20 protein-coding genes are annotated in these 25,307 nt (G+C 46.0%); 15 read left to right on the forward strand and 5 right to left on the reverse strand.

The window, feature by feature from the left end; genetic code table 11:
* The first annotated feature begins 8 nt into the window (after positions 1 to 8).
* From dxs to feoB, 9 genes are all read left to right on the forward strand, one after another.
* Positions 9 to 1,895 (forward strand): 1-deoxy-D-xylulose-5-phosphate synthase, encoded by a 1,887-nt coding sequence (gene dxs / locus AC04Q6_RS14890; RefSeq protein ID WP_178087514.1) that lies wholly within the window; start codon positions 9 to 11, stop codon positions 1,893 to 1,895.
* An 82-nt stretch (positions 1,896 to 1,977) separates the two neighbouring features.
* Positions 1,978 to 2,787, forward strand: coding sequence for a TlyA family RNA methyltransferase (locus AC04Q6_RS14895; RefSeq protein ID WP_118071581.1), 810 nt, complete (start codon positions 1,978 to 1,980; stop codon positions 2,785 to 2,787).
* A gap of 23 nt (positions 2,788 to 2,810) precedes the next feature.
* Positions 2,811 to 3,671 carry an NAD(+)/NADH kinase gene (locus AC04Q6_RS14900; RefSeq protein ID WP_118071582.1) on the forward strand — a complete coding sequence of 287 codons (861 nt, stop codon included), beginning with the start codon at positions 2,811 to 2,813 and terminating at the stop codon, positions 3,669 to 3,671.
* Positions 3,672 to 3,687: 16 nt separating this feature from the next.
* Positions 3,688 to 4,149 carry an arginine repressor gene (argR, locus tag AC04Q6_RS14905; protein WP_118071583.1) on the forward strand — a complete coding sequence of 154 codons (462 nt, stop codon included), beginning with the start codon at positions 3,688 to 3,690 and terminating at the stop codon, positions 4,147 to 4,149.
* Positions 4,150 to 4,191: 42 nt separating this feature from the next.
* The gene (gene recN / locus AC04Q6_RS14910) at positions 4,192 to 5,877 is read left to right on the forward strand and encodes a DNA repair protein RecN (protein WP_118071584.1); all 1,686 of its coding nucleotides are present in this window, start codon (positions 4,192 to 4,194) and stop codon (positions 5,875 to 5,877) included.
* 108 nt (positions 5,878 to 5,985) lie between these two features.
* On the forward strand, positions 5,986 to 7,194 hold the full coding sequence (gene spoIVB, locus AC04Q6_RS14915) for a SpoIVB peptidase (RefSeq protein ID WP_243004421.1): 1,209 nt from the start codon (positions 5,986 to 5,988) through the stop codon (positions 7,192 to 7,194).
* Between the two features lie 325 nt (positions 7,195 to 7,519).
* On the forward strand, positions 7,520 to 8,326 hold the full coding sequence (gene spo0A, locus AC04Q6_RS14920) for a sporulation transcription factor Spo0A (RefSeq protein ID WP_118063038.1): 807 nt from the start codon (positions 7,520 to 7,522) through the stop codon (positions 8,324 to 8,326).
* Between the two features lie 58 nt (positions 8,327 to 8,384).
* On the forward strand, positions 8,385 to 9,830 hold the full coding sequence (gene glgA / locus AC04Q6_RS14925; protein WP_119248070.1) for a glycogen synthase GlgA: 1,446 nt from the start codon (positions 8,385 to 8,387) through the stop codon (positions 9,828 to 9,830).
* A 321-nt stretch (positions 9,831 to 10,151) separates the two neighbouring features.
* Positions 10,152 to 12,530, forward strand: a complete 2,379-nt coding sequence (gene feoB / locus AC04Q6_RS14930) for a ferrous iron transport protein B (RefSeq protein WP_021976841.1) — start codon at positions 10,152 to 10,154, stop codon at positions 12,528 to 12,530.
* Positions 12,531 to 12,540: 10 nt separating this feature from the next.
* Here the strand turns inward: feoB and AC04Q6_RS14935 are convergent, their stop codons facing one another.
* Positions 12,541 to 13,416, reverse strand: a complete 876-nt coding sequence (locus AC04Q6_RS14935) for a LysR family transcriptional regulator (protein WP_118071586.1) — start codon at positions 13,414 to 13,416, stop codon at positions 12,541 to 12,543.
* A 143-nt stretch (positions 13,417 to 13,559) separates the two neighbouring features.
* Between AC04Q6_RS14935 and AC04Q6_RS14940 the strand changes: the two genes are divergently transcribed.
* From AC04Q6_RS14940 to lpdD, 3 genes are read left to right on the forward strand one after another with little or no spacing between them, the layout of a single operon-like run.
* Positions 13,560 to 15,026, forward strand: a complete 1,467-nt coding sequence (locus tag AC04Q6_RS14940) for a UbiD family decarboxylase (protein WP_118071616.1) — start codon at positions 13,560 to 13,562, stop codon at positions 15,024 to 15,026.
* Positions 15,023 to 15,592: a UbiX family flavin prenyltransferase gene (locus AC04Q6_RS14945; protein WP_174087621.1), complete on the forward strand. Its 570-nt coding sequence runs from the start codon at positions 15,023 to 15,025 to the stop codon at positions 15,590 to 15,592. The genes AC04Q6_RS14940 and AC04Q6_RS14945 overlap by 4 nt, the downstream gene beginning before the upstream one ends.
* On the forward strand, positions 15,577 to 15,957 hold the full coding sequence (gene lpdD / locus AC04Q6_RS14950) for a prenylated flavin chaperone LpdD (RefSeq protein ID WP_244832602.1): 381 nt from the start codon (positions 15,577 to 15,579) through the stop codon (positions 15,955 to 15,957). Before AC04Q6_RS14945 ends, lpdD begins: the two co-directional genes overlap by 16 nt.
* 274 nt (positions 15,958 to 16,231) lie before the next feature.
* Here the strand turns inward: lpdD and AC04Q6_RS14955 are convergent, their stop codons facing one another.
* Complete coding sequence (locus tag AC04Q6_RS14955; RefSeq protein WP_021976846.1) at positions 16,232 to 17,608, reverse strand: MATE family efflux transporter; 1,377 nt, start codon at positions 17,606 to 17,608, stop codon at positions 16,232 to 16,234.
* A gap of 389 nt (positions 17,609 to 17,997) precedes the next feature.
* Here AC04Q6_RS14955 and AC04Q6_RS14960 point away from each other — a divergent pair, with 389 nt between their 5' ends.
* The 3 genes from AC04Q6_RS14960 to AC04Q6_RS14970 all read left to right on the forward strand — a co-directional run bounded on the left by AC04Q6_RS14960 (position 17,998) and on the right by AC04Q6_RS14970 (position 21,365).
* Complete coding sequence (locus tag AC04Q6_RS14960; RefSeq protein WP_118071588.1) at positions 17,998 to 19,488, forward strand: AAA family ATPase; 1,491 nt, start codon at positions 17,998 to 18,000, stop codon at positions 19,486 to 19,488.
* A gap of 248 nt (positions 19,489 to 19,736) precedes the next feature.
* Positions 19,737 to 20,768 carry a LacI family DNA-binding transcriptional regulator gene (locus AC04Q6_RS14965; RefSeq protein WP_118071589.1) on the forward strand — a complete coding sequence of 344 codons (1,032 nt, stop codon included), beginning with the start codon at positions 19,737 to 19,739 and terminating at the stop codon, positions 20,766 to 20,768.
* A 90-nt stretch (positions 20,769 to 20,858) separates the two neighbouring features.
* Complete coding sequence (locus tag AC04Q6_RS14970; protein WP_118071590.1) at positions 20,859 to 21,365, forward strand: gamma carbonic anhydrase family protein; 507 nt, start codon at positions 20,859 to 20,861, stop codon at positions 21,363 to 21,365.
* A 117-nt stretch (positions 21,366 to 21,482) separates the two neighbouring features.
* On the opposite strand, the gene AC04Q6_RS14975 is transcribed toward AC04Q6_RS14970, so the two are convergent.
* The 3 genes from AC04Q6_RS14975 to AC04Q6_RS14985 all read right to left on the reverse strand — a co-directional run bounded on the left by AC04Q6_RS14975 (position 21,483) and on the right by AC04Q6_RS14985 (position 25,277).
* On the reverse strand, positions 21,483 to 22,862 hold the full coding sequence (locus tag AC04Q6_RS14975; RefSeq protein ID WP_476389765.1) for an amino acid carrier protein: 1,380 nt from the start codon (positions 22,860 to 22,862) through the stop codon (positions 21,483 to 21,485).
* 271 nt (positions 22,863 to 23,133) lie between these two features.
* Positions 23,134 to 23,958 (reverse strand): sulfite exporter TauE/SafE family protein, encoded by an 825-nt coding sequence (locus AC04Q6_RS14980; protein ID WP_242997027.1) that lies wholly within the window; start codon positions 23,956 to 23,958, stop codon positions 23,134 to 23,136.
* Positions 23,955 to 25,277: an amidohydrolase family protein gene (locus AC04Q6_RS14985; protein WP_476389759.1), complete on the reverse strand. Its 1,323-nt coding sequence runs from the start codon at positions 25,275 to 25,277 to the stop codon at positions 23,955 to 23,957. Before AC04Q6_RS14985 ends, AC04Q6_RS14980 begins: the two co-directional genes overlap by 4 nt.
* Between the last annotated feature and the right edge of the window lie 30 nt (positions 25,278 to 25,307).

The raw sequence follows: 25,307 nt of genomic DNA on the forward strand, positions 1-25,307 counted from the left end.
GGATACGAATGATTCTGGAAAAAATTAAAAAGCCAAATGATATTCATAAAGTTTCATTGGAGGATTTTCCGCGCCTTGCCGAGGAAATCAGGAGCTTTTTGATCCAGAGTGTAAGTGAGACAGGCGGCCATCTGGCATCCAATCTGGGTGTGGTGGAGCTGACCCTTGCTCTGCATAATGTGCTTGATTTTCCACAGGATAAACTGATCTGGGATGTGGGACATCAGGCTTATACGCATAAGATTCTTACAGGCAGGAAAGATGGCTTTAAGGATCTTCGTAAAGAGGGAGGCTTAAGTGGCTTCCCGAAGAGAAATGAAAGTGACTGTGATTCTTTTGATACCGGACACAGTTCCAATTCCATTTCCGCAGGACTTGGTTATGTCCGTGCCAGAGATCTGCGGGGAGAGAAACACCATGTGGTTTCTGTCATCGGAGATGGTGCGCTTACCGGCGGAATGGCATATGAAGCATTAAACAATGCAGCTGAGCTGAAGACGAATTTTATTATCATCATCAATGATAACAACATGTCCATTTCCAAGAATGTAGGAGGAATGTCCACCTATTTAAGTGCCCTGCGTACAGCGGAGACTTACACGGGAATGAAAATCGGCGTGACAAAAACGCTCAAAAAAATTCCACATGTTGGAACTGCCGTGGTGGATACGGTCCGCAAAACCAAGAGCAGTATTAAGCAGCTGATCATTCCCGGAATGCTTTTTGAAAATATGGGTCTGACTTATCTGGGGCCAGTAGACGGCCATAATATGCGTCAGATGATGAAGCTTTTTAATGAGGCAAAAAGAGTGGAGGGACCGGTGGTTGTCCATGTCCTTACGGAAAAGGGCAGAGGCTATGGCCCGGCATCTTCTCACCCGGAGCGTTTTCATGGAACCGGTCCTTTTGAGGTCAAAAGTGGAAGACCCCTTGCGGAAAAAACGGCGCCGACATATACGGACTGTTTTTCCAGCGCAATATGTTCTGTGGCAGAGAAGAACCGGAAAGTAGTTGCCATTACGGCTGCCATGCCCGATGGGACCGGACTGAACCGGTTCCGGAAGAAATTCCCGGAGCGTTTTTTTGACGTGGGGATTGCGGAAGAGCATGCGGTAACCTTTGCGGCAGGGCTGGCTCTTGGAGGAATGATCCCGGTTTTTGCGGTCTATTCTTCGTTTTTGCAGAGAGGAATCGATCAGATCCTCCACGATGTATGCATGCAGAACCTTCATGTGATCTTTGCTATTGACAGGGCAGGCTTTGTGGGGGCGGACGGAGAAACACATCATGGATGCTTTGACCTTTCCTATCTGTCTATGATTCCCAATATGACTGTTATGGCTCCCAAGAATGGGAAAGAACTAGAAGAGATGCTGAAATTTGCAGTAGAAGAGCTGGATGGTCCCTGTGCGATCCGTTATCCGAAGGGAACGGCATGTACAGATATGGAAGAGCATGATGAACCACTTAAGAGGGGCAGAAGCGAAGTGATCACTCCGGGCAGTGAGATCGCTGTTCTCGGTGTCGGAAGTATGGTTTCTGTCTGTCAGAAAGTCTGTAGGGAGATAAGAGATCACGGAATCGCAAGATCTACATTTGTCAATGTACGTTTTGTAAAGCCGCTGGATACCAGCCTTCTTGACCGGCTTTCACAGAACCACAGTCTTTTGGTCACTGTGGAGGAGAATGTAAAAAGCGGTGGATTCGGAGAACATGTATCTGCTTATATGGAGGCCTGTCATCCGGAAGTTAGAGTGCTTCCTCTGGCAATACCGGATCACTTTATTGAACACGGAACTGTGGACAGTCAGCGGATGAAAACTGGTTTGAATGTACAGGCAGTCCTGGATGCTGTAGAACAGAGCTGGGAAGATATTGGGAATAACAGAAAATAAAAGAGACAGCCTTTGCAGGGAAAAGGACTTGCAGGGCATTTTACAGCCCGGCACATAAAGAGCCGGGCTGTTGGAGGATAACATGAAAAAAAGACTGGATATCATGATGGTGGAACAGGGACTTGCACCGTCAAGGGAAAAAGCAAAAGCTTATATCATGGCCGGGGAAGTATATGTCAATGGTCAGAAAGAGGACAAGGCAGGTTCTATGTTTGCGGAAACTGCCAAGCTGGAGGTAAGAGGAAAAACCCTTCCCTATGTCAGCAGAGGCGGACTGAAACTGGAGAAAGCCATGAAAAATTTTGGCGTAACGCTGAATGATAAAGTATGTATGGATGTAGGCGCATCCACCGGCGGTTTCACAGATTGTATGCTTCAGAACGGAGCGGTCAAAGTCTATTCCATTGATGTGGGATACGGACAGCTGGACTGGAAACTTCGGAATGATCCGAGAGTTGTATGCATGGAAAAGACAAACATCCGTTATGTGGTACCGGAAGATCTGGAAGGGCCGGCAGCATTTTCTTCCATCGATGTTTCTTTCATCTCCCTGACAAAAGTTCTTCTTCCTGTAAGAAATCTTCTCACAGAAGACGGAGAGATCGTATGTCTCATCAAACCGCAGTTTGAGGCAGGCAGAGAAAAAGTCGGAAAAAAAGGCGTTGTCCGTGATCCGAAAGTCCATGAGGAAGTCATTGAGAAGGTACGGGATTATGCCATGAGCATTTCCATGGAGCCCTGTCATCTTTCCTTTTCCCCGATCAAAGGACCGGAGGGAAATATTGAATATCTTCTTCACCTCAAAAAACATCCGGAAGGAACCGAAGTGCCTATGAGTCTTGAGGTATCCGTAGAGGATGTGGTAAAGGAAGCCCACGGTCAGCTGGACTGATGTTTGGAAAGGACTGAAGCAATATGGACAGATTTTATATAATTCCAAACAGTGCCAAGGATCCGGAACTGACATTTTCCAATATGATCATCGACTATCTGGAAGAACATGGTGCCAGGTGCCACGTGCAGAAGATCACCGAAAAAATGGAAGGACCGTATCATTATACAGATCCGGACGGAATCCCCGGGGATACACAGTGTATTATCGTACTGGGCGGAGACGGAACACTTCTGCAGGCTGCAAGGGACGTGGTACATCTGGATATCCCTCTTCTCGGAATCAATCTGGGAACTCTGGGATTTCTTGCAGAGGTGGACAAAAATTCCGTATATCCGGCGTTGGACAGACTTCTGACTGACGATTATGAGCTGGAAGAGCGGATGATGCTGGAGGGAAAGATCTATCGGGGAGAAGAACTGATCGGAAAAGATATCGCGTTAAACGATATTGTGATCGGAAGAGAGGGACATCTCCGTGTGATCCGTTTCAAGAATTATGTCAATGATTCATATATGAATTCCTACAATGCGGATGGAATCATCATCTCCACGCCAACCGGTTCTACCGGATACAGCCTGTCAGCAGGAGGCCCGGTAGTTTCTCCAAGTGCCAGTATGATGATCATGACACCCATTGCACCCCACACTATGAATACCCGAAGTATCATTCTTTCCGGGGAAGAGGCGGTTACAGTGGAGATCGGCGAGGGAAGACATAATACCATTGAGAAAGCGGTGGCATCTTTTGACGGGGATACCCAGATATCCATGGTCACCGGTGACCGGATCGTCATCCGGAAAGCCACAGTCAGGACAAAGATCCTCAAGCTGAATCATCTGAGCTTTGTGGAGGTTCTGAGACAGAAAATGAGTAACAGCTGATGCAGGAGGTTCAATTTTGAAAGTAGCAAGACATGAAAAAATTATCGAACTGATCCGTCAGTACGAGATCGATACACAGGAAGAACTTGCGGCAAGACTGAATGAGGCCGGTTTCAAGGTTACACAGGCTACCGTATCCAGAGATATCCGGGCTCTGAAGATGACAAAAGTTGCAGGCAGCAACGGAAAATCCAGATATGCGATCCTGGAAGAACATACACCGGATATGTTAAGTGATAAATATTCCAGAGTCCTGAAAGATGCAGTGATCTCCATGAATATCGGACAGAATATCGTAGTGGTAAAAACGATTCCCGGAATGGCCATGGCTGCAGCAGCAGCTCTTGATGCCATGAAATGGCCGGAGATTCTGGGGTGCATTGCCGGAGATGATGCCATCATGTGTGTGGTAAAAACTTCCGAGCAGGCGCCTGGAGTAGTACAGAAGCTTGGCGGGATCTTATCCCGTGGAAAATAAAATGACAGAATATGTAGACACTTTATACCAGAAAGGAAACCAATGTTAGTACATCTGCATGTAAAAAATCTTGCACTGATAGAGGAAACAGAGGTGGAATTCGGACCGGGATTAAACATTTTAACCGGTGAAACCGGAGCCGGAAAATCCATTCTGTTAGGATCTATACAGCTCATCCTGGGCGGAAAAACTTCCAGAAGCATGATCCGCGAAAATGCTTCCCATGCCCTGGTAGAGCTGTTATTTCAGGTTGAAAACACGAAAGCCAGAGAGTCCCTTGCGGCGCTTGATATCTATCCGGAGGACGGACAGGTGCTGATGTCCCGTAAGATCATGGATGGCAGAAGTATCAACAAAATCAACGGAGAGACAAGCACAGTCAGCCAGATGAAAGCAGCAGCAGCCTGCCTTCTGGACATTCACGGGCAGCATGAACATCAGTCCCTTCTTTACGGGGATCGCCAGCTGTCGATTCTGGACGTATACGGAAAAGAACGGATCCTTCCAGCCAGGGAGAAAGTCCGGGAAGCTTACCGGGAGTATCGGGCCTGCATGGATCAGCTGAAAGCGCTGGATATGGATGAGGAACAGCGTAACAGGGAAAAGGCCTTTCTGGAATTTGAGATCAATGAGATTGAAGAAGCAGCTCTTATTCCGGGCGAGGACGAAACGCTGGAAGACCGATACCGGAAATTGAGCAATGCCAGAAGGATCATGGAAACCGCACAGATAGTCCATGGGATGACCGGATATGAACAGGGCGCTGCGGACATGACCGGAAACGCTCTGAAAGAGTTTTCAAGAATTGTGGATTACGATAAGGAACTTGCGCCTTTGCAGGAAGCTCTCGGAGAAATCGATTCTCTTCTCAGCGACTTCTGCCGGGATCTGTCCTCTTATATGGACAGTCTTACTTTTGACGAAGAAACTTTTTTTGAAACAGAAAAACGTCTGGATCTGATCAACAGCCTGAAGGCAAAATACGGACAGACGATCCCGGAAATTTTGTCTTATCAGAAAGAACAGCAGGAAAAACTGGAAAAACTTCAAAAATTTGAAGAAAATTTCCAGTTTCTGAAAGAAAAACTTGTACAGTCAGAAAAGATTCTTGAAGAAGCTTCGCATGAACTTTCAGAAATCCGGAAAGAATACAGTAAACAGCTGGATGAAAAAATCATCGATGGATTGAAGGAGCTGAATTTTGCGGATGTGGATTTTTCTATCCGTTTTGACCGCAGGAAAAATTATACAGATAATGGTTATGATGCGGTAGAATATGAGATTTCCACAAACCCAGGTGAAAGCAGAAAACCGCTGGGGCAGATCGTATCCGGTGGTGAGCTTTCCAGGATCATGCTTGCCATCAAAGCGATCCTTGCAGATAAGGACCAGATCGATACGCTGATCTTCGATGAGATCGATACAGGAATCAGCGGCCGTACCGCGCAGAAAGTATCCGAAAAAATGGCAGTGATCGGACAGCACAGACAGGTGCTTTGTATCACCCATCTTCCGCAGATCGCGGCAATGGCAGATACCCATTTTGAGATTGAGAAACATGTGGAGGGAACAGAGACCATCACTCAGATCCATCCTCTTGAAGGAGAGGAATCCGTCCGAGAGCTTGCAAGACTCCTGGGCGGCGCAGAGATCACGCCGGCTGTTCTTGGAAATGCGAGAGAAATGAAGGAATTGGCACAGCAACAAAAAAATACAAGACTGAAATAAATCATACGTTACATACTAAGAGAGGACGGCCGAAAGGTCAGTCCTCTTTTTTAACCGAATGTGGATTGCGAATAGCCCCTTGTTAAAAAAATACAAAGGATGTGACGTATGATGAACAGAAAAAGGAAGTACCGCTATCTGATCCTGGCATTTCTTGCTCTGGATCTGATGCTGATGGGATGGCTGGGCTATCGGCTTCTGGATCGGAAGATTCCGGATCAGATCCTGGTAGATCATGAGAACAGCCGGGAGGTGGCAGGCCTTCTTGAGCGCCCTTTTGTCAGTTTTGATGATGCCATTACAGTCTCGGGGAAAGACAGCTATACTTTGCACTGCAGAGTTTTTGGAGTGATTCCTTTTAAGGATGTGAAAGTAAAACATACAACTGCAAAAGAAGTATACGTAAGCGGAGACGCAGTGGGCATCTATATGCAGACCAAAGGTGTCCTGATCATTGACACAGGTGAGATCTTCTCAGAAAGTGGTGAGACGGAAGAACCTGCCCGGGACATTGTAAAGCCGGGAGATTATATTGTGGCTTTTGATCAGAACAGGATCCAGTGCAAGCAGGATCTTATGGAGGATCTGGCTGCTCTTGACGGAGATTCTGTGATGTTGAAAGTCCGCAGGGGAAAAGAGACGATTCCTCTGTCTCTGACTCCGGTAAAAGATAAAGAAGGCAAATACAAACTGGGAATCTGGGTGCGGGATGATACACAGGGAATCGGAACGTTAACCTATGTGGATGAAGATGGAAGATTCGGCGCACTTGGTCATGGGATCAGCGATGTGGACACAGGTGAACTTTTAAGTATTGCAGACGGAAATCTTTATGATGCCCAGATTCTGGGAATCCGGAAAGGAGAAAAAGGAAATCCGGGAGAACTTTCCGGGCTGATCCGATACGACGCCGATAATATCCTGGGAGAAATTTCGGAAAACAGTAAAAATGGCATTTTTGGGATCATGGATGCCTGGCGGATGAAAAATCTGGATCTGAAAAAAATCCCCATAGGCTACAAACAGGATCTGAAAACCGGACCTGCGTCCATTCTCTGCTGTACAGATGGCGAAGTAAAAGAATATGCCGCAGAGATCACCAGGATCGATATGAACCATGAGGACTCCAATAAAAGCTTCGTGATCCGGATCACAGACAAAGAACTCCTGGAAAAAACCGGCGGGATCGTTCAGGGAATGTCCGGAAGCCCGGTGCTCCAGAATGGAAAACTCTTTGGTGCCGTGACTCATGTATTTGTGCAGGATTCTACCGGAGGGTATGGGATTTTTATAGAAAATATGACAGGTAATGCATAATCGGAAACTTTGGAAAGAGGCACAGAAAAACACGGAAAAATCCAGGAAAAGTGCCTCTTTTTTATATGGAAAAAAATGCCGGATACAGAAGGAAACGTCAGTATTTTAGTGAATTTTGTGATATAAAAGAGAAAAAATGTCGAAAAATATCGTACGAAAGTGAGGTAAAATAACTACTTTTATCTTGATTTTACCATAGGATTTCCACTATAATAATTTTGTCGCCAGCAAGGGGAAAGCGCAGGCAGCTAACAGTGTCGGTTACTGCCGTGGTGACAGGGGGTATGTCTGGAAACCCAAGGAGAGAGAAGTTAGGAGGGTCCTCATGGACAAATTAAATGTTGCAATTGCTGATGATAACGCGAAAATGACAGACATGCTCGGTCAGATGATCGAAGAAGATAAAGACCTTGAACTGGTCGGAAAAGCACACAACGGAGAAGAAATCTGTAACATAATCAAAGATAAGGAGCCGGATGTTGTGATTCTCGACATCATTATGCCGAAGATGGACGGCCTTTCCGTTATGGAGAAATTTTCCCATGACGCAAATGTCAAAAAAGTTCCAGTGTTTATCGTATTATCCGCAGTTGGACAGGAAAGGATTACAGAGGATGCATTCAGTCTTGGAGCAGACTACTATGTGTTGAAGCCTTTTGACAACACCACACTTTTAAACCGGATCAAACATATCCGGAAAATCGGGGAAAGAAGAGTGCGGGAGATTCCAAGGCCAGGTATCACAGAAACCAAAAAACCTCAGCCGGAGAGGAATCTGGAAACCGATGTGACGAATATCATTCATGAGATCGGAGTTCCGGCACATATCAAGGGATATCAATATTTAAGGGATGCGATCATCCTGTCTGTCAATGACATGGAAATGCTCAATTCCATCACCAAAGTTTTATATCCAACCATTGCGAAACGCCATCAGACAACGCCAAGCAGGGTGGAGCGGGCGATACGCCATGCGATCGAGGTGGCATGGAGCCGCGGAAAGATGGATACCATCGATGAATTGTTTGGATATACCGTAAGCACCGGAAAAGGGAAACCCACGAATTCAGAATTCATAGCACTGATTGCCGATAAAATCAGACTGGAATATAAAAATCGGTCTTTAAATTAGAGGAATTTTGGAGTATAATCATAAATAAAAACGGGTGTACCCAGGGAGGGGAATACAGATGAAAAAAATTCTGTTTGCTACATCAGAAGCAGTACCTTTTATCAAAACAGGAGGACTTGCTGATGTTGCCGGCTCACTGCCTAAGTGCTTTGACAAAAAATATTTTGATATCCGCGTGATCTTACCGAAATATGCCTGCATGAAACAGGAATGGAAAGATAAAATGGAGTATGTGACCCATTTTTATATGGATCTTGGATTCAAGAACTGCTATGTGGGAATCATGCAGATGCAGTATGATGGGATCCAGTTCTACTTCATTGACAATGAATATTATTTCAGCGGTCCGAAACCATATGACAGCGCACCGTGGGATCTTGAGAAATTTGCTTTCTTTTCCAAAGCTGTGTTATCAGTTCTTCCGGTGATCGGATTCAGACCGGATATCATTCACTGTCATGACTGGCAGACAGGACTTGTTCCGGTTTACCTTCATGATTCTTTCCAGCAGAATGAATTCTTCCGTGGAATCAAGACTGTTATGACAATACATAACCTGAAATTCCAGGGTGTATGGGATGTTAAGACTGTTAAGGATATTACAGGGCTTTCTGATTACTATTTTGCACCGGATAAACTGGAGGCGTATAAGGATGCCAACTTCCTGAAGGGCGGTATAGTATTTGCAGATGCGATCACCACAGTAAGTAATACTTACGCAGAGGAGATCAAAACACCATTCTACGGTGAAAAGCTGGATGGTCTTCTCAATGCAAGGGCCAACAGCCTGCGAGGTATTGTAAATGGTATTGATTACAATGAATTCAATCCGGAGACAGATCCAAACATCACCAGAAACTACAATGCGAAGAATTTCCGCAAGGAAAAGATCAAGAATAAGATCCAGCTTCAGAAAGATCTCGGACTTGAGCAGGATCCAAAGGCCATGATGATCGGTATCGTATCCCGCCTGACAGATCAGAAAGGATTCGATCTGATCGCTTACATCATGGATGAGCTTTGCCAGGATGCGGTTCAGATCGTTGTCCTCGGTACCGGTGAAGAACGCTATGAGAATATGTTCCGTCACTTTGACTGGAAATATCACGGCAAGGTATCTGCACAGATTTACTATGATGAGGCAATGTCTCACAGAATTTATGCAGCATCTGACGCATTCCTGATGCCGTCACTGTTTGAGCCATGTGGCTTAAGTCAGCTGATGAGCCTTCGTTATGGAACTCTTCCGATCGTCAGAGAAACCGGCGGTCTGAAGGATACGGTTATTCCATACAATGAATTCGAGGGAACAGGAACAGGATTTTCCTTCGTGAATTACAATGCACATGAAATGCTTGCTACGATCCGTTATGCAGAGAGTGTATATTATGATAAGAAGCGTGAATGGAATAAACTGGTAGATCGTGCAATGGCAGCAGATTTCTCCTGGAATAATTCCGCACGTCAGTATGAAGAGATGTATAACTGGCTGATTGGTGAGTAAGAATTTTTTGAAACAAATTCAAAGTAATAAGAGAGCACAGACGACAGGTAATATGTCGTTTGTGCTTTTTTAGTGAGGAGAATATGTTAGAAGATGTTTGCTGAAAAGATACAGTTTCTTGTCTGTTAAATTTAAATTAAATTAAAATGAGAAAAAATAAAAATGTTAATGATAAATAACTCATAAATTAATGTTATTTATATAAAACTTATCAGATTAATCAGTTATTGTCAAACAACTTGAAGTGTGTTACATTTATACCAGTGGATAATACAGACAGCTGTATTACCATATAAATTGTACTTATGATGAGGTGACGATATGACACTGGACAAATTAAAGACTGGAGAATGTGGCAGAATTATCAGTGTTCGTGGCGAGGGGGAGCTGAGACATCATCTTCTGGACATGGGGCTTACACCAGGGACAGAGGTGTCCCTTCGTAAAACCGCTCCTATGGGAGATCCGGTACAGCTTGTGCTGCGTGGATATGAGCTGACATTGCGGCTGGCAGAAGCTGCAAAGATTGAGATCGTTGGGATCGAATCGATGACAGAAACGAAGAAAGAGAGCGAACGGCATCAGCCAATTGCCCATCCTGGCGTTGGAGAGCTTGGAAAGGCCCGCGATTACCGTAAGAACCGGATTGGGGACACGATCCCCAAGGGAGAACCGATCACGTTTGCCCTGGCAGGTAATCAGAACTGTGGAAAGACAACACTTTTTAATCAGCTGACTGGTTCCAATCAGCATGTTGGAAACTTTCCAGGTGTAACTGTTGACAAGAAAGAAGGCAGTATCCGGAGACATCCGGAGGCGACAGTGACGGATCTTCCCGGAATTTATTCACTTTCTCCGTATTCCAGCGAGGAGATCGTAACAAGGGATTTTCTGCTGAATGAGAAACCTACAGGAATCATTAATATAGTAGATGCTTCCAATATTGAAAGAAATCTTTATCTTACCATGCAGCTGATGGAACTCGGAATTCCAATGGTGCTGGCGTTAAATATGATGGATGAGGTAAGGGCAAATGGAGGCTCTGTCCGGATCAATGAGTTGGAGGAGATCCTGGGTATACCGGTTGTTCCAATCTCAGCAGTAAAGAATGAGGGAATCGATGAGCTGATCGATCATGCGATTCATGTTGCAAGATATAGAGAAGCACCGGGAAGAATTGATTTCTGTACGGACAATCAGTCACCGAAGGATCCGGTAGGTGCTCTTCACAGATGTATCCATGCAACCGTTCATCTGATCGAACCCTATGCAAAAAAAGCAGGACTCCCTGTGCGTTTTGCAGCCACAAAGATCGTGGAGAAAGATCCGCTCATCGAAGAACGTCTGGCTTTGCCTGAAGGGGAAAAAAAGGTCCTTGGTGAGCTGGTACATGTCATGGAAAAAGATGGGGGCCTGGACCGTGAGGCAGCGCTTGCGAACATGCGCTTTGATTTTATTGAAAAGCTCTGTGAAAAAACTGTGGTAAAACCGGCAGAAAGCCGGGAACATAAACGAAGTGTAGCCATAGATCGTATCCTCACCGGAAAATATACAGCGATTCCCTGTTTCGTGGGAATTATGGCTTTTGTATTTGTGATGACGTTTAATTATCTGGGAGCCTGGCTTTCGGATGGAATGACCATGGCTGTGGACTGGGTAATTGCTCTTATCGGCAAGGGACTGGCAGCAGCAGGTGTCAGCTCAGTACTGCAGTCCCTGGTTGTAGATGGAATTTTAAGTGGTATCGGAAGTGTAATTGGATTTCTTCCCACCATTGTTACTTTGTTTTTCTTCCTGTCAATTCTGGAAGATACCGGATATATGGCCAGGGTGGCTTTTGTTATGGACAAACTTCTTCGAAAGATCGGACTTTCCGGAAGAAGTTTTGTGCCGATGCTGATCGGATTTGGATGTTCCGTACCTGCTATTATGGCAACAAGAACACTGTCCAGTGAACGTGACCGGAAGATGACGATTTTGCTGACTCCTTTTATGAGCTGCAGTGCCAAGCTTCCAATTTACGGACTTCTTACCAGTGCTTTTTTCCCGAAACAGTGGAGAGGCGTTGTGATGATCAGTCTTTATTTTGCAGGTATCCTTTGTGGTATTCTGTATGCGCTGATCCTGAAGAAAACCAAATATAAAGGTGAGCCGGTACCATTTGTCATGGAGCTCCCAAACTATCGTCTTCCCTCTGCAAAAAGCGTGGGACAGCTGATCTGGGAGAAAGCAAAGGGTTTCATTCAGAAAGCATTTACCATTATTTTTGCGGCAACGCTGATCGTATGGTTCCTGCAGAACTTTGATGCAGGCCTGCATCTGGTTTCCAGTGCAGATCAGAGCCTTCTGGCAAAGATCGGAAGTATTGTGGCACCACTTTTTGCCCCACTGGGCTTTGGTGACTGGAGAGTATCCACAGCATTGATTACCGGCTTTATGGCAAAAGAGAGTGTTGTGTCAACGCTGACAGTTCTTCTGGGCGGAAAGACGGCATTGCTTCAGACTTTGTTTACTCCGTTTACTGCTTATGTATTTTTGATCTTTACTTTGCTCTATACACCTTGTGTTGCAGCTATTGCAACTGTGCGGAGAGAGATGGGAACCGTAAGGGCCGCAGCAGGTATTGCACTGATGCAGTGTGCCACTGCATGGATCGTTGCATTTGTTGTACATGGTGTGGGAATGATGCTTGGATTATAGAAAAAATATTTTATATATGGCTTTTCACATACTGCAGAAAACATTCTGCGGAAGATGTGAGAGCCATATTTTTTTTATGGGCAACTCCAACGGATAATTTTTCCAGTCCGTTAATCGGGACTGCAGCAAGAGAAGGCTGACGGAAAAGCTGAAAGCTGCTTTCTGTAAGAAGACTGATTCCTTCACCAATTTCCACTGCGCTGACGATGGATTCTGCACGGGCAGTACGCAGGATCTGAGGATGGATCCCTGCATCATGAAAACTTTGCATGCAGAAACGGTAAATGGAAGTGTGTGGGGGCATCAGGATAAAAATTTCCCTTTTCAGTTCAGTAAGAGAGGCCGTTTTTTTGGACGCAGAAGGATGATTTTTGGGAAGTACGGCAACCAACCGGTCTTCTGTGAGAACGTGAAAAGTATAAAGTTTCAGATCCAGCATGTGCTTCCGTACAAAAATCAGATCGAAAAGATTTTTTTCGAGGCCGGAGAGAAGATCCTGATCTTCCACCTCCTTCAGAGAGAAAGAAAGCTCCGGATGTGCGGCACAGAAACTGTGGATCACAGAAGTGAGATGGTACTGGGAGAGAAAAGGAAGGGTTCCGATATGAAGGGTCTGGGATTCACAGTCCTTAAAATGGGACACTGATTCCATGGAACGATGATACTGTCTGGAAATCTTAAGTGCTTCTTTATAAAAAAATTCCCCTGCAGGAGTAAGCACAGCAGTCCGTTTACTACGATCCCATAAGGTGAGGTCCAGTTCTTTTTCCAGTTTCATGATCTGTTTGGAAAGAGAGGACTGGGAGATATGCATGGTTTCCGCTGCATCAAAAAAAGTCCGGGACTGGACCGTGCAGATAAAATAGTCGATCTGTTCGAGAGTCATGATAACACCTGCCTTTCATAGGATATTGATTTTTAACCGAATCATTCCATATTGGAAACAATTATACCATAGAAAGAATTGATTGACCACGTGAAAAAGAGATAAAATAACATCAGGAAATAAAGAGAATGCAGGAGGTTTTTATGGCAGAGAAAGTAAGAGATTTAAGAAGTGCCCTGGCACTTCTGGAACGGATGCCGGATCAGCTGATCGAGACAGATGTGGAAGTAGATCCGATGGCAGAGCTTGCAGGTGTATACCGTTATGTAGGAGCTGGTGGAACAGTAAAGCGTCCTACAAAAGAGGGACCGGCCATGATCTTTAATCATGTGAAAGGACATCCGGATGCAAAAGTAGCCATCGGTCTTCTCGCAAGCAGGAAAAGAGTTGCTGCTTTACTTGATACCCAGCCGGAAAATCTTGGAAAGATGCTTTGTAAAAGTGTGGAGAATCCTGTTCCACCGATAGATTTTGAAGGGGATGCACCGTGTCAGCAGGTGATCCATAAAGCAACAGATCCGGATTTTGATCTGTACAAGCTGGTTCCGGCACCGACCAATACACCGGATGATGCTGGACCGTACATTACACTTGGTATGTGTTATGCCACACATCCGGATACTGGTGTACATGATGTGACGATTCACCGTCTCTGTATTCAGGGAAAAGATGAGCTTTCGATTTTCTTTACACCTGGGGCCAGACATATCGGAGCAATGGCGGAGCGTGCTGAGGAACTGGGACAGAAGCTTCCGATCTCTATCAGTATCGGAGTTGATCCCGCCATTGAGATCGGTTCCTGCTTTGAGCCGCCTACAACACCGCTGGGATATGATGAGCTTTCTGTGGCAGGGGCTTTGCGTGGAGAACCGGTGGAGCTTTGTAAATGTGTGACGGTAAATGAGCGTGCTATTGCAAATGCGGAATATGTGATCGAGGGAGAAGTGATCCCTGGAGTACGTGTAAAGGAAGATCAGAACAGCAATACCGGCTATGCGATGCCGGAGTTTCCGGGATATACTGGTCCTGCAAGTGACCAGTGCTGGCTGATCAAGGTAACTGCGGTAACGCATCGGGAGAAACCGATCATGCAGACCTGTATCGGACCAAGTGAAGAACATGTTTCCATGGCAGGAATTCCTACAGAGGCCAGTATCTATGGAATGGTGGAGAAGGCGATGCCGGGAAGACTTCAGAATGTATACTGCAGCAGTGCCGGCGGTGGAAAATATATGGCTGTTCTTCAGTTTAAGAAACGTTCGCCAAGTGATGAGGGCAGACAGCGTCAGGCTGCACTTCTTGCCTTTTCCGCGTTCAGTGAGCTGAAAAATGTATTCCTCGTAGATGAAGATGTGGACTGCTTTGACATGAATGATGTTCTCTGGGCAATGAACACAAGGTTCCAGGGGGATGTGGATGTGATCACCATTCCGGGTGTTCGATGCCATCCGCTGGATCCGTCCAATGATCCGGCATTTTCTCCAAGTATCCGGGATCATGGAATTGCATGCAAAACGATTTTTGACTGTACGGTACCTTATGATCTGAAAGATCATTTCCACAGAGCGCGTTTTATGGAACTGGATCCGGAGAAATGGCTGAAAAAATGAAAAAGAGAATTGTAGTCGGTGCGACAGGTGCAAGTGGCCTGCCGCTCCTTGTAAAATGTCTGGAGATTATCCGGGAGGATCCGGATTTTGAGTCTTATCTGATCATGAGTTCCAGTGCAGAACTGACTCTTCGGCAGGAGACGGAACTGGAAGTGAATGATGTGAAACGACTGGCTGATCATGTATGTGCACCGGAGGAAATTGGGGCAAAACCGGCCAGTGGTTCTTTTAAAACAGAGGGAATGCTGATCGTACCCTGCAGCATGAAGACGATTGCGGGTATCCACAGCGGCTATGCGGATAATCTGATCCTGCGTGCGGCAGATGTGACGATCAAGGAGCAGAGAACGCTGGTGCTGGCTGCCAGGGAAACGCCGTTAAGCGGGATCCATCTCCGGAATCTTTATGAGCTTTCCATGCTCCCGGGGGTGCGGATCATTCCGCCGATGATGACGTTTTATCATAAGCCGGAAAGTATTGATGATATGGTATATCATATTGCGGCAAAGCTTCTGGAGCCGTTTGGGATTGAAGCGAAGGAGTATCGTAGATGGAATGGATTGTGACGGAATGTATGGTGGCTGCGGGATGTCAGTTGGAGGTCAGTGCTGCATTGATCGGTGAGGATGTGCTTCTTTGCCTGCAGGGCGGGGAGCGACCGCATCTGGGGTGTGTGGTGCAGACGGAACCGAGGGTGTCTCTGTCAGGGGATGGTTCGGTGAGTGCGACTTCTTCGGTTTTGAATTTTCCGGGGCATAAGGATGAGGTGATCTGCAGATGGATGGCGGAGAAAGTTTCCGGAGAATTGAACAGGAGAGTTATTTGTACCGGGGGATTTCATAAAAATGGGATTTCGGCGGAGGAGATCCGGGAGGTGCAGGAGAGTGTTGGACGTTTGACAGAGTGTGTGATAAGAAGATTGCAGGTGTAGTTTGCGGGTTCGGTCTGGTGTACCGGGGAGGGAGTCGGGCGGAAGGTGTTGGTGCTGAACGGACGCCCGGGAGACAGTATCTGTCCGGCTCTGCGGCTTCGTCGGGGGCTGGCATTTCAAACCGGAAGGGACGGAGACGAACGTGAACGTTCTGTCCTGTTGAATTGACTGGAAATTTCACCCAATGAAAACACAGCAGGAGAGCGCAGCTTGATCTGCGCTCTCCTGCGTCCGTTTGTCAGTAAAAGTCAATACTCCACATCCACCCAATATTCTATTTATTATTCTCAAATATATCCTCACGGGTAATATTCTTAGCCCATTTTCCACTAAGATACCTCTTAATAACCCAAGGCCACTTCACAAATTCATCCGTACAGAGCAGAAAATACACCCACATAACCGGTAGCTTCAGTACAAATGCGGCGAAGAATCCAAGTGGTACTGCATATACCCACATATCAATGGTATCACAGATCAGGCCAAACTTCGTATCACCGCCTGCACGGAATACACCGGCGATCAGGGTTGTATTTACTGCAGTTCCCATAATGTAATAACAGTTGATCAGAAGCATATACTTCAGATAATGCATAGCCGTAGGAGTCAGGGAAGCAAACTTCATGATAAAAGGCGTAATAGCAAGAACGATCAGGCCGCCAAAAGCACCGGCGATCACTGTAAGTTTCAAAGTTTTGGAAGCATAATGCTTGGAACGCTCCAGATCTCCCTGGCCCATCACATTTCCAAGAAGGATACCACCTGCGCTTGCAATACCAAAACAGAAAACTGTACCAATATTACGGACAACCACAACCAGAGAATTGGCAGCAACTGCATCTGTGCCAAGATGCCCGAGGATCACCGAATACATGGAAAAACCAACACTCCAGGAAATATCATTGCCAAGAGCCGGCAGGGAAAGCCGTACAAAATCGCTGAACAGCAGCTTATTTTTAATAAACATATACCGAAGATCCAGCCGTACATTTTTACTGAAGGCGGAAACGATAAAACATGCGATCAGCTCCACGGTTCTGGAAAGCGCGGTAGCAATGGCAACACCAGTGGCTCCAAGTTTTGGAGCTCCGAAAAGGCCGAAGATAAATGTTGCGTTCAAAAGGATATTCAGCCCGAAAGCCAGCATATTCATGGCCATGCTGACAGTCACCCGCCCGATACTTCGAAGGACAGCCAGATAAACCTCCGTCATACCCCAGCAGATATAGGTGATACCCATAATGCGGATATAAGAAGAACCTATGGCCAGAAGTTCCGGGTCATTGGTGAACAGTTTCATCATCATCTGCGGCATGGTAAACGCAACCAGAGCCACAAGAATAGAGATGATCATGGAAAAACGAAGTGCAATTCCCTCAATGATCTGAATGGCTTTGTAATCCCCTTTTCCGTAATACTGGGCACAAAGCAGGGTAGCACCTGTACCAAGACCGTAGTATACCATGAACAGGACATTGGAATAATTTGCTGCCAGGGAAACTGCGGAGATGGATGACTGACCTACAAAGTTCAGCATGATAACGTCAGCAGAATTGACCGCTGCACTGAGCAGGTTCTGAATGATGATAGGGATGACAAGCTTAACGATCTGTGGATAAAAGTCATCCCGCTGCGAAAGTTGATTTCTCATTTCCTCCTCCAAAAAAATACAACTACAGTAATGGGAGTGCACGTTTTACAAACAGGAAATCCACAGGTACCGTAATTGTGTCAGCTTTTGTAAAAAATATAAAGCCAACATAATTGCACGATAACACAGTTTACAGACAGTGTCAATCGGCAAACTGCAAAATTGTTTAAACAGCTTATGGGAAAATGACGAAGACAAGTCCGCAGAGGAAACATCATGGTTTTATGCAAAAAAATGCATAAAAAATCAGATCACCAGTTGTTGAGATTTCCAATCCGTGATACACTGAATGCAAACCGTGAAACAATCGTGTTCATGAACATACGGCGAAGTGGAACAGAAAAATCCGCCTTGCGAAAGATATTTTCAGAGAAAGAGGAGTAAAGCACATGCCAGTTTTTGATTTCAGTGCGGCACCGGCAGACAAAAATGAGACAAAGAGCCAGTGCACATATACAACGTTTCGTTCCAATGAGACAAAAGCCACACCGGAGAAACCGGTGCTGATCCTGGATAACAGCAAAAGAGAGTGGAAACATCATTCCTGCGGATATTTTTCCAATCCTGCAAAGCAGACTGCATTTGAGTTCAAGGAAGAGGACGGTGTTTTTCCGGCAGATATCCTGAAGATCGATTCTCGTTTTACAAGCCTGATTAAATGGCTCGGAGAAAATCATATCAACATCCGTCTTTCCGGACAGAATACAGAAGAGGGATATGCCGTTTACAAGATCCGTGAGATCGCTTTTGGCGGCGGTACCAAGCTTTCTGCAGAGGATGGATTTCTTCAGTTCATGATCGAGCGTCTCTTTGCAAGCAGTGCGCCGGCAGAAGTAAATGAGGACGATGAGGAGGAAGAAGACGGTGATGACATGAAGCTCACCAGCATTCAGAGTATCACCGACTTTATGACCTGTGCCGGAAAGACCATGCCGGATAATATCCGTCTCTGGGCGAGAAGAAACCTGGCAGTTGCCCGCTCCCATGAGGTTTCCCAGGAGGAAAGACGTCATGCTCAGAGAGCACTTTCCATCATGATGAACATTCAGTGGAAACATAATTACTTTGAGTCTATTGATCCCAAGGAAGCACGTCGTATCCTGGATGAGGAACTTTATGGAATGGAACGTGTAAAACAGAGGATTATTGAGACGATCATCCAGATCAACCGTACCCATACACTTCCTGCTTACGGACTGCTTCTGGTAGGACCGGCGGGTACCGGTAAATCTCAGATCGCCTATGCAGTTGCAAGGATCCTGAAAATGCCGTGGACAACTCTGGATATGAGTTCCATTAACGATCCGGAACAGCTGACCGGAAGTTCCCGTGTCTACGCAAATGCCAAGCCAGGAATCATCATGGAGGCTTTTTCCATGGCAGGAGAATCCAATCTGGTATTTATTATCAACGAGCTTGACAAGGCTGCATCAGGGAAAGGCAACGGAAATCCGGCAGATGTGCTTCTGACACTTCTGGATAATCTTGGTTTCACAGATAACTACATGGAATGTATGGTTCCGACCGTTGGTGTCTATCCGATTGCCACAGCCAATGACAAGGCACAGATCAGTGCTCCTCTGATGTCCCGTTTTGCAGTGATCGACATTCCGGATTACACACCGGAGGAAAAGAAGATCATCTTCTCCAGATTTGCACTTCCAAAAGTTCTGAAACGTATGAGCCTGAAGCCGGAAGAATGTATTGTAACCGATGAGGCGCTGGATGCAGTGATCAAGAAATTTGAGGACACTACAGGAATCCGTGATCTGGAGCAGGCGGCAGAGCATATCGCGGCCAATGCGCTGTATCAGATCGAGGTGGATCATGTGAAAGCCGTGACCTTTACCCCGGAGATGGTACAGGAGCTTCTGGACTGACGCAGAGATTTGTTTTAGAATGATAAATAAGAATGCTTCCGGAAAAATTTTCGGAAGCATTTTTTTACAAAATCAAGTAAGTCTCTTGTGGGGGTGCGAAAAGAGATAAGCAGTGGGTGGGGACTTGCCTGGAAATTATAAAAATAATCAAATCAGGGATTGCCTGAGAACACGTAAATGTGTATAATAAAGTAAAAATATGTGCACGTGAACACAGTAAGCACAGGAGATGTTTTGGAGGGTAAAATATGGCAGTAACGTTACAGCAGATCGCGGAAGCGGCCGGGGTTTCAAGAGGCACCGTGGACAGGGCACTGAACAACAGAGGCCGTATCCGCCCGGAAGTAGAGGAAAAGATCAAAAAGATCGCTCAGGAGATGGGGTATCAACCCAGCCGTGCAGGTCGTGCCCTTGCTATGGCAAAGCGGAAGATCCGTATCGGTGTGATCCTTCAGTATATGAAGACCCCTTTTATGCAGCAGGTTTTAAAGGGTGTCCTGGAAGCAAAAGAAGAAGTGGAGAGTTTTGGCGGAACGGTAAAGATCTATGAGATCGAGGGTGTGGAGCCGGAAAAAGTAATGGCTGCAATGGAAGAACTCCGGGAAGAAGGTTTTAACGGGATTGCGCTGACACCATCGGAAGATCAGTTATTAAGAGCGAGGATCGATCAGTATCAGGAAGAGTATGGAATTCCGGTAGTTACCTTTAATGCAGATCTGGAAGATACGAAGCGATTATGTTTTGTGGGACAGGATACGTTTCAGGCCGGTCGTACAGCAGCAGGCTTGATGGGGGAAATGACAGGAGGAAGCGGACAGGTTGCCATCATTTCCGGACAGGTTGCCAATCCTGGCCTGATCAGCAGGCAGAAGGGATTTTCAACAGAGATCAAGGAAAGTTTCCCGGGAATTGAGGTTGTGGATACAAGATATTCCTATGATGATGAGTGGGTGGCATCCAAGATCGTGGAAGAACTTCTGGAACTTTATCCGGAACTGACCGGTATCTATATTACGGGTCATGGTGTAAAGGGTGTCTGCCAGACGCTACAGAAGCTTGGAAAAGACAAAACCATGCATGTGATCGCCAACGATTTTCTGGAAGAAAATCTGAAATGGCTGAAAGAGGGTACCATTAATTTCCTTATCGGCCAGGATGCCGCTGTACAGGGGCATTCCCCGGTGACCATTCTTTTTCAGCTACTATTTGACAGTAAGAAGCCGGAGAAAGAATTCCAATATACAGATATCGTGATCCGTACCAGATATAACATGGGCTGAAGACAGTCTGTGGTTTGAAAAAAGTTTAGCTGAATCAGGGAAATATCCTGCGGATCGCGAATATCCCCTTGATAATGTTTGGAGATTAATATGAATTATAAAAATGTAAAAATTGCAGAAGGTGCCAGGATCGCAAAACAGTCGGTGATCCTGGGTGATGTGACGATCGGTCGTGACAGCTGTGTGCTGTATTATGCAGTGATCCGTGGAGATGATGCTCCTGTAGTGATTGGAGAGGAGACGAATATCCAGGAGAACTGTACGATTCATGTCAGCCATAACATGCCGGTCCATATCGGAAATAATGTTACTGTAGGACATAATGCAGTAATCCACGGCTGTATCATCGGAGACCGGACACTGATCGGAATGGGGGCAGTGATCCTGGATGGTGCAAAGATTGGAAACGACTGCATCATAGGAGCCGGAAGCCTTGTGACCAAGAATACAGTAATCCCGGATGGTTCTCTGGTAATGGGAAGTCCGGCCAGAATCAAACGTAATCTTACCTGGGAAGAAAAACTTGGGATTGTGGAAAACAGCAAAGAATATCTTGCAGTGTCTGAAGAGATGAAAGAGCAGGATGTATTATTATGAAAGTAATTGCTTTGCGATTGCGTTCCGATCATAAATGAACAGCTCCGACTGCTTTGTAATATCAGAAGCAGTCGGAGCTGTAATTTTGTTATATAAAATAATCATATTTGTGTGTTTTTACTTATCGATCACTTCTACAGGTGTGTCATCCCGTGCATCCAGATCATTGATATATTTTTGGGTCTCTTTTATGATCACATTGGAAAGAAGTAATACTGCGATCAGGTTCGGAATGGCCATCAGGGCATTCAGGATATCGGCTACGGTCCATACCAGATTCAGAGAAATAACAGGAGCAATGGCGGCTACCGCAATGTACAGAACACGATATGGAATAAGGCCTTTTTTGCCGGAAAAATACTCGACACACCGTTCCCCGTAATATGCCCATCCAAGGACGGTAGAGTATGCGAAGGAAATGATACCTACCACCAGGATCACGGGACCCAAACCTGGGATCTGCTGAAAAGCAAGGGTGGTAAGGACACTGCCATCTGTGATATTTCCCATATCGATAGATGGGTTTTTCATAATACTGGTAACGAGAACAAGACCGGTCATCAGACACACTACAACGGTATCCCAGAAGGTACCGGTGCTGGAAACAAGAGCCTGACGTACCGGATTTCTTGTCTGAGCAGCAGCGGCAGCGATAGGAGCAGAACCCATACCGGATTCATTGGAAAAAAGTCCTCTTGCGATTCCATACTGCATGGCCATCATGATACCACGTCCTACAAGACCACCGGCAGCAGCCCCTGGTGTAAATGCAAGCTTGCAGATGGTTTCTACAGCGGGGATAATAAAGTCAAAATTGATCCCAAGGATGATGATGCAGCCGATCACATAGAAAAATGCCATAAACGGAACAAGACGTTCACATACCGTTGCAATGGATTTAATCCCACCGAAAATAACAAGAGCAGTAAGAACCGCTACTGCGATACCGATCACTGCAGGTGGGATATGGAGGTTTTCATTGCATACCGTTGCAATGGCATTGACCTGTGTGGCACATCCGATTCCAAAGGAAGCAAAACCGCCGAAGAATGCAAAGATCAGACCAAGCCAGCGCATATTCAGTCCACGCTCCAGAGCATACATGGCACCACCCTGCATACGGCCGTCTTTGGTTTTGACACGGTATTTTACGGCAATGAGAGATTCGCTGTATTTGGTGGCGATTCCGAAAACACCGGTAAGCCAGCACCAGAGAACTGCGCCGGGACCGCCAAGAGCAATGGCGGTTCCCACACCGATGATATTTCCGGTTCCAATGGTAGAAGCAAGTGCTGTGGTCAGAGCACCAAACTGGCTGACTTCACCTTCTGCGTCGGGATCCTTGGTAACAGACAGGCGGATGGCAGTACCGATCTTTCGCTGGATCACACCGGTACGGATGGTCATAAAAATATGGGTGCCCAGAAGCAAAATGATCATCCACCAGCCCCACACCAGGCTGTCAATCTGGTTTATCACATTTCCGATTGCATTCATCATAGAAATCTCCTCCCTTTCTCAAAGCGGATTCTGCAATATTCAAAAAAAGATCTCCGAAGCTCTAAGGTCGGCAGGTATGAAAAAGATACCTTATGCTGTGATGGAGAAAGTGATCATCGGAAGACTGCAGAAATAACACAAGGGCGTGCAGACATATGAAAATATGTGCTGTACGCCCTTGTACGTTACGCTCTTTTGTTGTAATGATTATGTTGATTATACAGGAATTTTTAGAATGATGCAACAAAAAAAGATAATTTACAGTATTTTATGCCAGCATATAAATTGCGATGCAGACAGAGAAAACGGCTACAAATATTTTCAGCCCCTGAACCGGAACTTTTCCTGCAAACCGGCTTCCAAGCCATACGCCAATTCCGTGAGTCAGAACGATCAGCACCAGAAGTCCCAGGATTTCTGTCCAGGTAATTCTGGAAAGATAGCCGATACATGCAGGAATGGCAATAAACACAGAATCAAAAAGTGCCACACCGACGGCAATCCTTGCGGACACTCCGCATGCTACCAGAAGAGGCATCACAAGTACCGGGCCGCCTGCACCGGAGAGAGAACAGATCGCTCCGGTTGTGATTCCGAGGAAAATCAGGAATCCCATATGGTCTGCAATAGATTTTGGATGGGAAGGATTAGAAGATGCTGATTTTTTTCCATCGGAAATAACTTTCTTTGCAGAGACAGAATCCGCTTTCCGTTTTTCATTCCACATCCGGACCAGAATGGAAGCACCGGAAAACAGTACCACCAGATAAAGGATGGTTTTTGCTGTGGATTTCTCGATCATGGACTGGAGGAACACACCGGCAATGGCTCCGATGAGGCTGCCGATACCAAGTTTCAGGGACATCCGTACCTCCAGATTTCCGGCTTTGTAATAATTGAAAGAACCAATGATGCCGGACACCAGAAACGCAAGAAAACTGAGTGCCAGCGCATAGGTCACATCAAAGCCCAGTCCGCTGGTATACAGCATGGGAAGCAGAAAACCGGCAATTCCACAGATTCCGATGCATCCGCCGACTGCCATATTTGCGGCTGCGATGATCGCGAGAGTCAGGATGGTTAAAGAACTCATTCAGACACCTCCCCGGAAGTAAAATATTTTTCTGCCTGCCAAAGGATCTTTTCTTCATCCAGGGTCAGGACCTGGCGGTTTCGCATCAGAAGCTTTCCGTTTACAATGCTGTCAGACACATCATTTCCGCAGACACATTCCAGAAGTGTATTTACCGGATTGTTTGTGGCAAGAAGATGAGGCTGGCGCCAGTTGATGGAGATCAGATCTGCTTTGAACCCTTCTTTTAATACACCGGATTTTTCTTCGCCGAGAAGGTGTGTACCGTTTTCGGAGGCCATTTTCAGGATGGTTTTTGCAGGCATTACAGCGGGATCAGCATTTTTTGCTCCCCAGAAAGCATTCATAACAGAGCGGAAGATCTTCATTTCATTCCAGAGACTTAGGCCTCCGTGGGCGGCTCCGTCAGTGCCGAGGCCGGTGCAGACTCCCTGCTCCAGAAGAGAAGGAGTATCCGGTACACCTTTTCCGCAGTTGCTGAAAGGACAATGAACAACTTTTACCTGATTTTCTGCAAGAAGAGAACGCTCGTGGGCGGACAACATGATGCTGTGTGCAGAAAGAAAATTTTCATTCAGGACTCCAAGGGAATCCAGATATTCCACAGGGCGCATTCGGTATTTTTCCAGAGTATAATTCACTTCCCCTGCGTATTCGTTCATATGAGCCTGGAAAAAAGTATTCCGCTCTGTGGCTCGCCCGGCAGTGGCTTTGATAAGTGCAGGGGAACAGTTCATCAGTGCCCGTAAAGAATAGAATACCTTCAGATTACCCTTTCCATGAAATTCATCAAAAAGCCGGTCTTCCGATGCAAGAACTTCCTCTGTGGTCTGGCGGATGGAATCCGGAAAATTTCCCTGATCCATGGAAGAATGGGAAAGTGCGCCACGAAGACCGGAAGTCAGATAAATTCTGGCGGCTTCTTCCATAAAATAGCTTCCGGCGTCCACAAAACCGGTCGTTCCGTTTTTGATCATCTCAAGGGCTGCAAGGCTGGCACTGAGGCGCATTTTTTCCGGAGTCAGAGTGCTCTCAAAAGGCAGCATGATCCTGGTCCAGATCATAGGCAGTTCATCCAGAACCGCACCTTTGAGAAGCTGCTGTCCGGTATGCATATGGCCATCCACAAGACCTGGCATCCACAGGAGATCTTTCCCGTCGATGATTTTTGTGACTGTAAGACCGGAAGGTTCTTTTTCAGTGATGGAAAGAATGATTCCGTTCTGAATGGCGATGAAAATATTGCACCGGATCTGGAAGTTTTCATCCAGGATGGAAGTGTTGCGGATTAAGATATCACAAGTTGTTTTTTCGTTCATGTTTACCTCTCAGATTAAAGCTGATTTTTG

The organism is Blautia sp. HA9023 (genome assembly GCF_056504095.1).

Excerpts from the sequence above, each read along its gene's own strand:
- dxs (WP_178087514.1), top strand. The coding sequence starts at position 9 with ATGATTCTGGAAAAAATTAAAAAGCCAAATGATATTCATAAAGTTTCA.
- AC04Q6_RS14895 (WP_118071581.1), top strand. The coding sequence starts at position 1,978 with ATGAAAAAAAGACTGGATATCATGATGGTGGAACAGGGACTTGCACCG.
- AC04Q6_RS14900 (WP_118071582.1), top strand. The coding sequence starts at position 2,811 with ATGGACAGATTTTATATAATTCCAAACAGTGCCAAGGATCCGGAACTG.
- recN (WP_118071584.1), top strand. The coding sequence starts at position 4,192 with ATGTTAGTACATCTGCATGTAAAAAATCTTGCACTGATAGAGGAAACA.
- spoIVB (WP_243004421.1), top strand. The coding sequence starts at position 5,986 with ATGATGAACAGAAAAAGGAAGTACCGCTATCTGATCCTGGCATTTCTT.
- spo0A (WP_118063038.1), top strand. The coding sequence starts at position 7,520 with ATGGACAAATTAAATGTTGCAATTGCTGATGATAACGCGAAAATGACA.
- glgA (WP_119248070.1), top strand. The coding sequence starts at position 8,385 with ATGAAAAAAATTCTGTTTGCTACATCAGAAGCAGTACCTTTTATCAAA.
- feoB (WP_021976841.1), top strand. The coding sequence starts at position 10,152 with ATGACACTGGACAAATTAAAGACTGGAGAATGTGGCAGAATTATCAGT.
- AC04Q6_RS14935 (WP_118071586.1), bottom strand. The coding sequence starts at position 13,416 with ATGACTCTCGAACAGATCGACTATTTTATCTGCACGGTCCAGTCCCGG.
- AC04Q6_RS14940 (WP_118071616.1), top strand. The coding sequence starts at position 13,560 with ATGGCAGAGAAAGTAAGAGATTTAAGAAGTGCCCTGGCACTTCTGGAA.
- AC04Q6_RS14945 (WP_174087621.1), top strand. The coding sequence starts at position 15,023 with ATGAAAAAGAGAATTGTAGTCGGTGCGACAGGTGCAAGTGGCCTGCCG.
- lpdD (WP_244832602.1), top strand. The coding sequence starts at position 15,577 with ATGGAATGGATTGTGACGGAATGTATGGTGGCTGCGGGATGTCAGTTG.
- AC04Q6_RS14955 (WP_021976846.1), bottom strand. The coding sequence starts at position 17,608 with ATGAGAAATCAACTTTCGCAGCGGGATGACTTTTATCCACAGATCGTT.
- AC04Q6_RS14960 (WP_118071588.1), top strand. The coding sequence starts at position 17,998 with ATGCCAGTTTTTGATTTCAGTGCGGCACCGGCAGACAAAAATGAGACA.
- AC04Q6_RS14965 (WP_118071589.1), top strand. The coding sequence starts at position 19,737 with ATGGCAGTAACGTTACAGCAGATCGCGGAAGCGGCCGGGGTTTCAAGA.
- AC04Q6_RS14970 (WP_118071590.1), top strand. The coding sequence starts at position 20,859 with ATGAATTATAAAAATGTAAAAATTGCAGAAGGTGCCAGGATCGCAAAA.
- AC04Q6_RS14975 (WP_476389765.1), bottom strand. The coding sequence starts at position 22,862 with ATGAATGCAATCGGAAATGTGATAAACCAGATTGACAGCCTGGTGTGG.
- AC04Q6_RS14980 (WP_242997027.1), bottom strand. The coding sequence starts at position 23,958 with ATGAGTTCTTTAACCATCCTGACTCTCGCGATCATCGCAGCCGCAAAT.
- AC04Q6_RS14985 (WP_476389759.1), bottom strand. The coding sequence starts at position 25,277 with ATGAACGAAAAAACAACTTGTGATATCTTAATCCGCAACACTTCCATC.